A 12,498-nucleotide genomic window follows, 5' to 3' on the forward strand; every position below is an offset into this window, starting at 1 on the left:
AGCATCTTGAACAGGGTGATGAGCAGGTCCGCGTTCGTGTTGTCGGTGCTGCTGGCGCTGGAGTCAGTGCCCGCGCTGGCGCAGGAGCCGGCGCCACGGACAGGCACCACGAAGACGTCCCGGGGCACGAAGAAGGCGGGGGCGCCGAAGACGGCGAACACCCAGAAGAAGGCCACGGGCAAGACCTCCGGCACGGCGAAGGTGTCCGGCACGGGTTCCTCGAAGCGGCGGCGCAAGCCCACCGCCGCCGAGGCCACGCCGGCCCCCTCGGACGCGCCCCTCTCCGAGTCCCTTCCCATGCCCCCGCCGCCCACGCCGAAGGCCGTGGAGTCCCAGCAGGAGCAGGCCAGCAGCACGCTGGAGGGCTCGCAGCCCGGCGCGGATGAGCGCCCCTGGGCGAAGGGCATCTCCAAGACGGACCAGGACACGTCGCTCGCGCTGTTCGGCGAAGGCAACGTGCTCTTGAAGGAGTCCATCTTCGTGCAGGCGGTGGAGAAGTACCGCCAGGCGCTGGCGCGCTGGGACCATCCGGCCATCCACTACAACCTCGCGCTGGCGCTGATGAACCTGGACCAGCCGGTGGAGGTGCACGAGCACCTGGTGGCGGCGCTGCGCTTCGGACCGGCGCCGCTGGAGAAGGAGAAGTACGAGTACGCCCGCAACTACAAGACGCTGGTGGAGAAGCAGCTGGCGCGAGTGGACATCACCTGCGCCACGCCCGGCGCCACGGTGACCATGGACGGCCAGACGCTGTTCGTGGCCCCCGGCCGCTACGAGGGGCTGGTGCGCCCCGGCGCGCACAGCATCTCCGCGACGATGGCGGGCTTCGTGCCCAGCGACCAGAGCCGCACGCTGCTGCCCGGTGAGACGACGGCGCTGGATTTGAAGCTCTTCACGTCCGACGATCTCATCCGCTACAAGCGCCGCTGGTCCGCCGCGATGCCCTGGCTGGTGATGGGCGCGGGCGTGGCCGTGGCGGGAGGCAGCACCTTCCTGCACCTCCAGTCCCGCGACCACTTCCGAGCCTTCGAGTCCGGCATCACCGAATGCGGGGGCTGCGTACCGCCCGCCGCCGTCGCCGACGAGCGCTCGCAGGGCAACCTGATGCAGACCGGCGCCATCGCCGGGTACGCCGTGGGCGGAGCCGTCATCGTCACCGGCGCGGTGCTCGCCGTCCTCAATCAACCCAAGCCGTACCGCATCGAACCGGGCCAGGAGGCGGCGACCGTGCAGGTCACGCCGCTCCTCGGCGCGGGTTCGGGCGGTGCCGTGGCCACGTTCCGTTTCTAAAGGTCCTCGCATGACACGCGTCTCCCCCTCTTCCATGGCGCGCGCCCTGCTTCTCCTGGCCGCGCCGCTCCTGCTGCTCTCCTCCTGCTTCCAGGCCACCACGGTGGACTGCCCCGCCGGGCTGGTGTGTCCGGACGGCCTGAAGTGCGCCGCGAACCAGGCCACCTGCATCTCCACGGAATGTGGCGACGGCGTCGTCCAGGACCACGAGCAGTGTGACGACGGCAACATCGTGGATGGCGACGGCTGTAGCCGCGACTGCAAGTCCACCGAGACATGCGGCAACGGCGTCGTGGACCAGGTCACGAAGGAGAAGTGCGACGACGGCAACACCCGGGACGGCGACGGCTGCAGCGCGGACTGCAAGTCCAACGAACTGTGCGGCAACGGCGTCACGGACACGGCCGTGGGCGAGAAGTGCGACGACGGCAACAACGCCAGCGGCGACGGCTGCAGCGCGGACTGCCTGTCCAACGAGACGTGCGGCAACGGCTACACCGACCCCACGAAGGGTGAGAAGTGCGACGACGGCAACACTGTCAGCGGCGACGGGTGCAGCGAGGACTGCCGCTCCCAGGAGAGCTGCGGCAACGGCTACGTGGACGTCGCCAAGGGTGAGAAGTGCGACGACGGCAACAACATCAACGGCGACGGGTGCAGCTCCGACTGCAAGTCCAACGAGACGTGCGGCAACGGCGTCCTCGACGTCATCAAGGGTGAAATCTGCGACGACGGCAACAACGTCAGCGAGGACGGTTGCAGCGCGGACTGCCGGTCCGCGGAAGGCTGCGGCAACGGCGTCCGCGACGGCGAGGAGCAGTGCGACGACAAGGGCGAGTCCGCCACCTGCAACCTCAACTGCACCGTGCGCGTCTGCGGTGACGGCATCGTCAACCGGACCGCGGGCGAGGCGTGCGACGACAAGGGCGAGTCCGCCTATTGCAACGCCAACTGCACGCTGCGCGCCTGCGGCGACGGCGTGGTGAACACGTCCTCCGGCGAGCAGTGCGACAACCCCGGCCCCGTCAACAGCCCCGCCTGTGACGCGGACTGCACCATCGCCTTCTGCGGCGACGGCTTCACCAACATCACGCGCGGCGAACTGTGCGACACGGCGGGCAACTCCCGCACGTGCAACGCGGACTGCACGCCCGCGGCCTGCGGCGACCGGTACCTCAACACCGCCGCGGGTGAGCAGTGCGACGACGGGCCGAACTCCGCCATCTGCGACGTGGACTGCACCCCCGTGGCCTGCGGCGACGGCGTCACCAACACGGCGGCGAAGGAGCAGTGCGACGACGGCAACACGCGCGACGACGACGACTGCCTGGGCACCTGCAAGCCGAACATCTGCGGCGACAGCGTGGTCAACGTCAACGGGCCGGACCGCCCGGAGTCCTGCGACGACGGCAACACCCGCACGGAGACCGCGTGCGACTACGGCACCGCCACCTGCCAGGCGTGCAGCGGCGACTGCAAGACGGCGCTCAATCTCCAGGGCAACGTCTGCGGCGACAACGTGAAGGACGCCACGAACGAGGCCTGTGACGACGGCAACACCGAGACCGAGGACGCCTGCCCCTACGGCACCGCCACCTGCAAGGTGTGCCGCTTCGACTGCAAGGAGAGCCTGTCGCGCACGGGAAACATCTGCGGCGACAACGCGAAGGACCCGGACCACGAGGCCTGCGACGACGGCAACACCAAGACGGAGGTCGCGTGCGACTACGGCCAGGCGAGCTGCCAGAAGTGCAGCGGTGACTGCCAGCAGGCCCTCTCGCTCCAGGGCAACGTCTGCGGCGACAACGTGAAGGACGCCACGAACGAGGCCTGCGACGACGGCAACACGCAGACGGAGACCTCCTGCCCCTACGGCGTGGCCAACTGCCAGACATGCAGCGGCGACTGCAAGCAGGTGCTGGCGGTGAAGGGAAACGTCTGCGGCGACGGCGTGGCGGACCTGGCCCACGAGGTCTGTGACGACGGCAACACGCAGACGGAGACCTTCTGCCCCTACGGCGTGGCCAACTGCCAGCGGTGCAGCAACGACTGCCAGACGCTCCTGACGCTCCAGGGCAACGTCTGCGGCGACGGCAAGCAGGACCCCAGCGCCTCGAACGAGGTCTGCGACGACGGCAACACGCAGACGGAGTCCTCGTGCCCCTACGGTCAGGCGAACTGCAAGGTGTGCCGCGGCGACTGCAAGGAACTGGTCTCCGTCACGGGCAACGTCTGCGGCGACGGCGTGCTGGACCCGGCTCACGAGGCCTGCGACGACGGCAACACCGACACGGAGTCCTCCTGCCAGTACGGCACGGCGAGCTGCAAGCGGTGCAGCAACGACTGCCAGACGGTCCTCTCGCTCGAGGGCAACGTCTGCGGCGACGGCGTGAAGGACGCGACCAACGAGGCCTGCGACGACGGCAACACCCTCACCTGCGGCTCCTGCAGCGCCAACTGCAAGGTGCAGACGCTCCAGGCGGCGACGGGCACCATCACGGCGACGACCAGCGCGAACCTGGTCGACGAGGAGACGTTCACCCTCAGCGATGGCATCAACACGCCGGTCACCTTCGAGATCGACCGCGACAACAAGCTCAAGAACGCCGCCAATCAGCGGGTGGCCGTGGCGAACGGCACTCCCGCGACGCAGATTGCCCTGGTCATCCGGGACGCCATCAACGCGGTGGAGGAGCCGTTCGAAATCGAGGCGTCGGTCGTCACCAACTCCATCACCGTGAACGTCACCCACAAGCTGAAGGGCTCCATCGGCAACCAGGCGATGACGGAGAAGGTCGCCAACAACAACTTCAAGGTGAGCGGGATGAACGGCGGCAGCGGCTACGACTGCCCCCAGGGCACGAAGTGCGTGGGCAACGAGGACTGCGCCCTCGACCTGGTGTGTGGGGCCAGCAAGACCTGCGTCCCCGCGCCCTGAGCGGATTCCCTGGCGTGTGACATCCCTTATGAAACAGGGATGTCACAGCCTTGACGCGCCGGGTCATATCCTACGTAGCACTCGGGTGTGCCGGGGGGCACGGGTGGGGGGACGTGCGGTTGACTTCACCTTCGGTGGGGTGGTGAACCGGACGGGCCCCGGGTAGTCGCGGGCCCGGTGGCCTTGCAGCGGTCGTGACCCTCGCTTGCCGCGTCTGGAGCCACATCCATGATGACCCCTCCCCGTCGTCACCGCCGGAGCCCCTGGCTCACGCGGTGGCATCCCCTTGTCGCCGTGGGCTTCGCCTCGGCGCTGGTCTCCTGCGCCTCCCCGGAAACACCCGCCGAAGTCCCCGCCCCCGCCGCGCCCGCCGTGGAGGACACCGCGCAGCGCGAGCAGGAGCTGCTCACCTGGACGCTGGGCGCGAAGTACGACGCCACGCAGGCCAACATCAACTTCAACATCTACTCGTCGCGCGCCACGCGCATCGAGCTGTGGATCTACAAGACGGCCCAGGGCGCGAGTCCGGCCGCGACGTACGTGATGACGCAGAACGCGACGACCAAGGTCTGGTCCAAGTCCGTCTCCGTCGCCACGCTGAAGAACAGCTACGGCGTCACCGGCACCGTCTATTACGGCTACCGCGCGTGGGGCCCCAACTGGACGTACGTCTCCACCTGGAACACGACGACCAACAGCGCGTTGGGCTTCGTCGCGGACGTGGACTCCGCGGGCAACCGCTTCAACCCGAACAAGCTCCTGTGGGACCCGTACGCGCTGGAGCTGTCGCACGACCCGGTGAACCCCAGCAACGCGGACGCCACGGTGTTCGCGTCCGGTCCGTTGCACCGCTACAAGGACAGCGGTCCGTTCGCGCCCAAGGGCATCGTGCTCGCACCGGACACCACGGCCACCGGCACCAAGCCCACGCGCGCCTTCAAGGACGACGTCGTCTATGAGGTGCACCTGCGCGGCCTGACGAAGCAGGACACCGGCTCCGGGCTGGATGCCGCCTGCCTGGGCACCTACAAGACGGCGGGCCAGAAGGCCGCGCAGTTGGCGGCGCTGGGCGTGACGGCGGTGGAGTTCCTGCCGCTGCACGAGACGGACAACGGCAACAACGACGCGGTCGCGAGCACCGCGGGCGACAACTACTGGGGTTACATGAATCTCAGCTACTTCGCGCCGGACCGCCGCTACGCGTGCGACCAGACGCCGGGCGGCCCCACGCGCGAGTTCAAGACCATGGTGAAGGCGTTCCACGACGCCGGCATCAAGGTGCTGGTGGACGTGGTCTACAACCACACCGGCGAAGGCGGCGGGTGGATCAGCGGCAACCCCAGCACGTACAACGTCATGTCGTACCGGGGCCTGGACAACCCCACGTACTACAGCCTGACGAAGGACATGCAGTTCAACTGGGACAACACGGGCGTGGGCGGCAACTTCAACACGTTCAATCCCACGGCTCGCAACGTCATCCTGCATTCGCTGTCGTACTGGAAGGACACGCTGGGCGTGGACGGCTTCCGGTTCGACCTGGCATCGGTGCTGGGCAACATCTACGAGCACGAGACGGACACGCACAGCGGCTACGAGTTCAACCGCGACAACGCGAACACGGCGCTCAATCAAATCACCACGCAGCTGGACCCGCGTCCGGAGGCGGGCGGCGCGGGCACGGACTTCATCGCGGAGCCGTGGGCCATTGGTGGCAACTCGTACCAGGTGGGCAACTTCCCGGCGAAGTGGCGGGAGTGGAACGGCGCGTTCCGCGACACCTTCCGCAAGGACCAGAACCAGATGGGCGTGGAGAGCGTGACGCCGTCGCAGCTGGCCACTCGCTTCGCGGGCTCGTCGGACCTGTACTCGGATGACGGCCGCAAGCCGGCGGCGTCCGTGAACTTCATGGTGGCCCACGACGGCCTCACCCTGAAGGACCTGTACTCGTGCAACAGCAAGAACAACACCCAAGCGTGGCCCTACGGCCCGTCCGACGGTGGCGAGGACAGCAACCACAGCTGGGACCAGGGCGGCAGCGCGGTGCTCCAGCGGCAGGCGGCGCGCAACGGACTGGCGTTCCTGATGCTGAGCGCGGGCGTGCCCATGCTGACGGGCGGCGACGAGTTCCTGCGCACGCAGTACTGCAACAACAACGTGTACAACCTGGACTCGAACAAGAACTGGCTGGACTACGCGTGGAGCACGGACCAGTCCAACTTCCGCACGTTCACCCAGAACCTCATCGCGTTCCGCAAGGCGCACCCCGCGCTGCGCCCGGCGGAGTTCTACAAGACGAACGACAACAACTCGAACGTGATGGAGCAGCACCGCTGGTTCAAGCCGGACGGCTTCGTGCCGGACGCGGCGTACTTCAACGACGCGACCCAGCATGCGCTGGCCTACCGCATCGACGCGACGGAGTTCGGTGAGACGGCGGTGAACGCCATCTACGTCGCGTACAACGGCTGGTCCGCCAACGTGAACTTCCTGCTGCCGTGGCCGGGCACGGGCAAGCAGTGGTACCGCGTGACGGACACCTGCTCGTGGGCCGAGGGCGCGAACCAGGTGGTGCTCAACCCGGGCAGCGCGCAGCTGATTGGCGGCGAGGCCACGAGCTACGGCGTGTGCGGCCGCGGCGTGCTGGTGCTGGTGGCCAAGTAGCGTGAAGGCCGTGGAGGGCCCGGTGCGCTGTCACGGCCGCCGGGGCCTTCGCGTTGGGGGGAGCGGAGGAGCGGACGCTGCACACCGCGCACGCGTGACGGCGGGCCGGTATAAGGCCGCCATGGCCCAGGACGACAGCGCGGTGGTGAAGCGACTCCAGCAGGAGGACTCGTTCGAGAAGGAGACGTTCGAAGGGTTGGACCTCCAGCACGTCGACCTGGGTGACAAGGAGTTCTACCGGTGCACCTTCGTGAACTGCGAGCTGCAGGAGAGCCGGTGGAAGGAGTCGCTGCTGGAGGCGTGCGTGTTCCAGGGCTGCAACCTGACGCGCGCGAACTTCAACGCCATCCGGTTGCGGGACGTGCGCTTCGAGGGCTCGAAGCTGATGGGCATCGACTGGACGGGCGTGGCGGCGAACCCGGAGGCGAACTTCGAGGAGTGCGCCATGCCCTACAGCTCGTTCGTGGGGCTGAGCCTGCGCCAGACGTCCTTCGTGCGCTGCGTGGCGCGGGAGGCGAACTTCTTCGACATGGACCTGACGGACGCGGACTTCACCGGCGCGGACCTCACCGGCAGCAACTTCCGCGGCTGCACGCTGACCCGGACGGACTTCTCCGGGGCCACGGGCCTGGTGCTGGACCCCGCGCGCAACAAGCTGAAGGACACGCGCATCCCGCAGGACACGGCGATGTCCGTGGTCCATGAACTGGGCATGCGCGTGGAGGGCTACCACGCGAAGCCGGCGGGACGCAGCGGGGCGAAGAAGACGGGAGCGAAGCGGTGAGGGATGGCACCCCGTTCGACCCGGTCGCCGTCGCGCGGATCGCGGTGATGGTGAGGACGGGGCTCGTCGGGCTCAAGCAGCTCATCGCCTGGGCGGATGCGTGGGTGATGAAGTTGGATGAGCCGCCACTCTGGTTGCTGGAGCTGTGCACAGTGCCCGGGACCGACAGGGCGCACGGGTTGCTCCTCGACATGCCGGGCATTGCGCAGCTGGCCACCGTCGAGGAGCGGGACGTCGAGGACGCGGACCACCTGGCGAGCCTGTTCCTTCGCCACCGTGACGGGTCCATCTCCTGGGGCGACTTCCTCCTGCGGGCAGGCGAGTACCTGGATGGCAAGAGTGGCCACCGGCAGTGCGAGGAGTTCTACATGCAGCTGAACCTGCTGGAGCGCATGGGGTTTCCGGAAGACCTGGTGCAGGCCCAGCGCGAGGACATCGAGCGCAGCCTCCTGGATGCGCTGGAGCGGATGGAGTCCTCCCACCGGCGGTTCGAAGCGGAAGCGCGCGGGGACTGAGCCAGCCGTTCGTCAACGCCCCCAGCACCCCGGTGCGCCGCTCACGAAGCAGGGGGTCCCGGCCTGGACGATGAAGCGCCAGAGTCGCGCAACCCACCGGCCCAGGCGGCCCTCGGTGTCACAAATGGGTCCGCCCTCCTTGCGCATCGTCACACAGGGCTGTCCGCGGGATTCGTCGTGTGGAGCCGCAGGCTGGAATCCCTCTTCCGGAGCCGAGGCACTCGAACCTGTCCGACAGTCGGACAGGCCTCCCGAGGCCGCTGCCTGCGCATCCGCCTCCGTGCCATCACCCTCGAGCTCGTTGGGAACGAGCTCTGGGACGGTTGGAGACAGCAGTGCCCCGGTCATCTCCAAGGCTGGCATGGGGTGGCCTGGGCCCCACTCCTCCACGTCAGGCCGTGTCTGCAGCGCGCCGCACGGCGCGGGGGCTGATGCGGGAGCACTGTGTAGGGGTTCTTGAGAGCACGCGGCTTCGGAAGAGGCCGGCTCCTGGATGACGGACGCGAAGGCATTCAGCACGCGCTCGTCGCAAGCCTTCATCAGCGCCGGCAGTTCGTGCTGAAGCGTTCGTACGTCGCGCTCGTGCAGGGCTCCCATCGCGCACCAGGCCCACTGGCGCAGCGCATCTCCGCCCAAGAGGGGCAGCAGCTGGGCCGCGCCGCCCAGGAAGGCCCGCTGCAAGGACTGAACGAGGAGCACATGTCCGGGACGCTCCGCCACCCGGGCCGCCAGTCGCAGCAACTCGAACTCCACCTGCGCGCACCAGGCCCCCGACTCCCAGCGCGCCACGTCCTGTAACTTGAAGCAGAGGTCCGTCAGCCGGTTCAGGTCCAACTCGGAGGCTCTCGCGCAGCAGTCGACCAGGAGTTCCACCAGGACCTGCCGCTTGAGGCTGAAGTAGCCCTCCAGGAGCCACCGGGCTTCCGGCGAGCGCGCGTCATGCAGCGCCAGGCCCAGGTTCTCCAGCGTCAGCGACTCATCCAGCGCCACCGCGCGCGTCTTGCGCCCGGGGCGCTGCACCACCAGGCCCCGCGCCGCCAGCCGCCGCAGCGCCTCACGGATGGTACCCCGGCACACCTCATAGCGACGTGCCAGCTCCGCTTCGGAAGCGAATTGCCCGCTCGGGTGCAACCGCCCCAACGCGATATCGCGCTCGATTCGCGCCTCCACATCAGCCACGAGCCCGCCCCGTCCCATCCCCATCCCCTCTCCTCGTTCCAGCATCGCCATCCAACCACAGGGGTCTGACATGGACGCGTGATGCAGACCGTCCGCGTCGCCTGCTGGGAGGGCACGCCCTCCGGCCCCGAGCGGTGCAAACCAGTCCGACAGTCGGACACGTTCGAGGGTTCGGGCCTCTTGCCTCCCAAACCTGTCCGACTGTCGGACAGGTTTTGAGGCAACGCGCCCGGCGGGCGGCCTCTGTCGGTGGCTCCGCCTTGCTGTCAGCGCGATTGCATGGGTTCGGCTACACGTCGGGCTCCACGGGACACGTATCCTGGCGGAGGCCTTTCGGGTCTCTGGACTCTTCAACGAGCCGGTGGCCCACTGTTCAGGGAGCCCGGCCCGCCAGGCGACGGCAGGCGGAGGACTTCACCGCGAGGTACACGCGCAGGCCCGGTGCGATGTGGAGTTCTCGCACGGCGGCATGCGTGAGACGGACCACCCAGTGCACGCCCGTAACGTCCACGTGGGTCGCGCACTCTCCTGCCCCCGCGTCCTCCAACTTCGTCACCGTGCCTTCGAGAACGTTGCGCGCGGAGACTCCGGTCAACGGTCCGGTGGACAAGAGGATGTCCTCGGCGGGCACGGCATAGGCAGCACGGGTGCCGTGGGGCAGCTCCGGAGCGTCCGGTACCCAGAGGGACAGTCCTTCCGTGACGCGCAGCCGCGTGCCTCCGGACTCGGGATGTTCCAGTGTGCCTTCGAGGATGTTCTCCTCGGGCTCACCGGTGAGCAGGCCTCGCGCCACCGTGCCCAGCACCGTGTCCGCGGGGCCCACGGCTTTCACCGCGCCACCGTCCAACAGCAGCGCCTCGCGGGCCAGGGCCCTGGCTTCGCCAAGCTGATGCGTGACGTAGAGCAGGGGGACCCGGGCTTCGTCGCGCACGCGGAGCAGATATGGCAGCACGCGCTCCTTCAACGCCACGTCCAGCGCGGCCAGGGGTTCATCCAGCAGCAGCAGCGCCGGGTCCGTGGCCAGCGCCCGTGCCAGGGCCACCCGCTGCTTCTCTCCTCCGGACAGCGTCACCGGATAGCGGTGCAGCAGCGGCTCCAGTTCCAACAGGTGCACGGCTTCGTCCACGCGTGACGACCGTCCGGTCCGCACACCGAAGCGCACGTTCTGTCCGGCGTTGAGGTGAGGGAAGAGCAATGCGTCCTGCGGCACGTAGCCCATGCGGCGCGCTTCAGGCGGCACGTCCACACGCGCGGCTGTGTCGAGGAGCACGCTGTCATCGACCACGACGCTTCCCGTGGCTCCCCGTCGCAAGCCCGCGAGCACCTCCAGCAGGGACGTCTTCCCGGAGCCCGAGCGCCCCAGCACCGCCACCGACGCGGACGTGAAGCGCGCTTCGACCTCCAGCGTGAAGCGCGCCAGGGGCAAACGCAGGGACAGCTCCATCACGGGCGCTCGCCCCCTGCCCACGTGACGACCCGTCCATCCTTCGCGGGCACGCGGTTTCTCGAAGCCGCTGGCCTGGATCCACAGGACCGGATGGCGTGCATCGCCGACCGTGCAGGTCCGTGACTCACGCGAGCCCCCGGGCCCCGCGCCGCCGCGTTACGAACTCCGTCACGTACATGGCTCCGAACGCGAGCACCACGGAGACGCCCGCGAGCCTCAGCGCCTCCGCGTCCTGCCCCACCTGCGTGCGCTGGAAGATGGCGAGGGACAACGTCTGCGTGCTTCCCGGGATGTTGCCCGCCACCAGCACCGTCGCGCCGAATTCTCCCAGCGCCCTTGAGAACGCGAGCAGCGCGCCGGTGAGCACTCCGCGCCATGCCAGCGGCAACGTCACCCGGAAGAAGGCGCGCGTGCGCGTGTCCCCCAACGTGCGCGCCACGGCCACCAGCCGCGGATCCACCTCCTCGAAGCCCGCGCGCGCGGAGCGCACCAGCAGCGGGAACGCCATCACGGCGCTGGCCAGCACCACCGCCTTTGGCGTGAACACCACCTCCACGCCCAGCGCATCCAGCATCCGTCCCAGCACCGAGTCCCGCGCGAGCAACTCCAGCAGCACCAGTCCCACCGCCGTCGGAGGCAGCACCAGCGGCAGGGCCAGCAGCGTCTCCACCACGCCGCGCCCCGGGCCCTTCCAGCGCGCGAGCGCGTACGCCGCCGCCACGCCCGGCACCAGGATGAGCACCGTGGACAGGGCCGCCACCACCACCGTGAATAGCACCAGCCCTGTCAGTCCCTCGTCCATCACGGCGAGGAGTGCCCCTTGCTCGCATCCGGCATCCCGCCGCGAGTCCCGGACGGGCCGTTCTGGAGCCCACCTGCATCCGGCGCCGTGCCCGTCACTCCCGCGTCCGGCGCGGCCTTCGCCGCGCTCGCGTCCAGGAAGCCCAGCCTGCGGAACTCCTTCCGCGCTCCTTCCGTCTGGAGGAAGCGCACGAACGCGAGCCCGCCTTCCGGCGCCTTGCCCTGCGTCAGCGCCGCCGCCGGATACACGATGCGCGGCGCATCTCCCTCAGGCACCGTGAACACCACCCGGACCTTCTTCGAGCCCGCCGCGTCCGTCGCGTACACCACGCCCGCGTCCGCCCTCCCCGCCTCCACCGCCGCCAGCGCGGCCCGTACATCCACCACAGGCACCACGCGCGGCGCCACGTCCGCCCACACGCCCGCCTTCGTCAGCCACGCCTTCGCGTACACGCCCGCCGGCACCGCCGCCGGCTCCGCCAGCACCACCCGCTTGAGCCCCTTCAGGTCCGCCGGTCCGGCGACCTTCACCGACGACTTCACCGGCACCACCACCACCAGCCGGTTGGACAGCAGGTCCACCCGCGAGCCCGCCTGCACGAGCCCTGCCCGGTCGACGCCGTCCATCTTGGCCTCGTCGGCGGAGAGGAACGCATCCGCTGGGGCCCCCGCGACCACCTGACGTGCCAGGTCGCTGGACGCCCCGAAGGCGAACCGCACCCGGTGCCCCGACGCCTGCTGGAACGCGGGCGCCAGCGCCTCGAGCGCGTCCGTCGTGCTCGCCGCCGCGAACACCAGCACCTCCTCCGCCCGCGCCGACGACACCGTCACCCACACCAGCAGCAACCCCCACCACGCACGCCGCATCGTCCGCTCCTCC

9 protein-coding genes are annotated in these 12,498 nt (G+C 69.0%); 5 read left to right on the top strand and 4 right to left on the bottom strand.

Annotated features, from left to right (window positions below):
• The first annotated feature begins 18 nt into the window (after positions 1–18).
• The 5 genes from D7X99_RS14905 to D7X99_RS14925 all read left to right on the top strand — a co-directional run bounded on the left by D7X99_RS14905 (position 19) and on the right by D7X99_RS14925 (position 8,191).
• A complete protein-coding gene (locus tag D7X99_RS14905) occupies positions 19–1,290 on the top strand; it encodes a hypothetical protein (protein WP_121778395.1) in 1,272 nt (423 codons plus the stop codon).
• 10 nt (positions 1,291–1,300) lie between these two features.
• Complete coding sequence (locus tag D7X99_RS14910) at positions 1,301–4,228, top strand: DUF4215 domain-containing protein (RefSeq protein ID WP_121778396.1); 2,928 nt, start codon at positions 1,301–1,303, stop codon at positions 4,226–4,228.
• A gap of 228 nt (positions 4,229–4,456) precedes the next feature.
• Positions 4,457–6,892, top strand: a complete 2,436-nt coding sequence (locus D7X99_RS14915) for an isoamylase (RefSeq protein WP_121778397.1) — start codon at positions 4,457–4,459, stop codon at positions 6,890–6,892.
• Positions 6,893–7,013: 121 nt separating this feature from the next.
• Positions 7,014–7,676 (top strand): pentapeptide repeat-containing protein, encoded by a 663-nt coding sequence (locus D7X99_RS14920; RefSeq protein WP_121778433.1) that lies wholly within the window; start codon positions 7,014–7,016, stop codon positions 7,674–7,676.
• Positions 7,673–8,191, top strand: coding sequence for a hypothetical protein (locus D7X99_RS14925; protein ID WP_121778398.1), 519 nt, complete (start codon positions 7,673–7,675; stop codon positions 8,189–8,191). Before D7X99_RS14920 ends, D7X99_RS14925 begins: the two co-directional genes overlap by 4 nt.
• A 12-nt stretch (positions 8,192–8,203) precedes the next feature.
• On the opposite strand, the gene D7X99_RS14930 is transcribed toward D7X99_RS14925, so the two are convergent.
• From D7X99_RS14930 to modA, 4 genes are all read right to left on the bottom strand, one after another.
• The gene (locus D7X99_RS14930) at positions 8,204–9,394 is read right to left on the bottom strand and encodes a FadR/GntR family transcriptional regulator (protein ID WP_121778399.1); all 1,191 of its coding nucleotides are present in this window, start codon (positions 9,392–9,394) and stop codon (positions 8,204–8,206) included.
• A 349-nt stretch (positions 9,395–9,743) separates the two neighbouring features.
• Positions 9,744–10,838: a molybdenum ABC transporter ATP-binding protein gene (gene modC, locus D7X99_RS14935; RefSeq protein WP_233613390.1), complete on the bottom strand. Its 1,095-nt coding sequence runs from the start codon at positions 10,836–10,838 to the stop codon at positions 9,744–9,746.
• Between the two features lie 103 nt (positions 10,839–10,941).
• Entirely contained in the window at positions 10,942–11,619 is a 678-nt protein-coding gene (gene modB / locus D7X99_RS14940; protein ID WP_121778401.1) for a molybdate ABC transporter permease subunit, read from the bottom strand.
• Positions 11,619–12,485 (bottom strand): molybdate ABC transporter substrate-binding protein, encoded by an 867-nt coding sequence (modA, locus tag D7X99_RS14945; RefSeq protein WP_233613391.1) that lies wholly within the window; start codon positions 12,483–12,485, stop codon positions 11,619–11,621. Before modA ends, modB begins: the two co-directional genes overlap by 1 nt.
• Positions 12,486–12,498 lie beyond the last annotated feature (13 nt).

Source organism: Corallococcus sp. AB032C (genome assembly GCF_003668935.1).
GTDB lineage: Bacteria > Myxococcota > Myxococcia > Myxococcales > Myxococcaceae > Corallococcus > Corallococcus exiguus.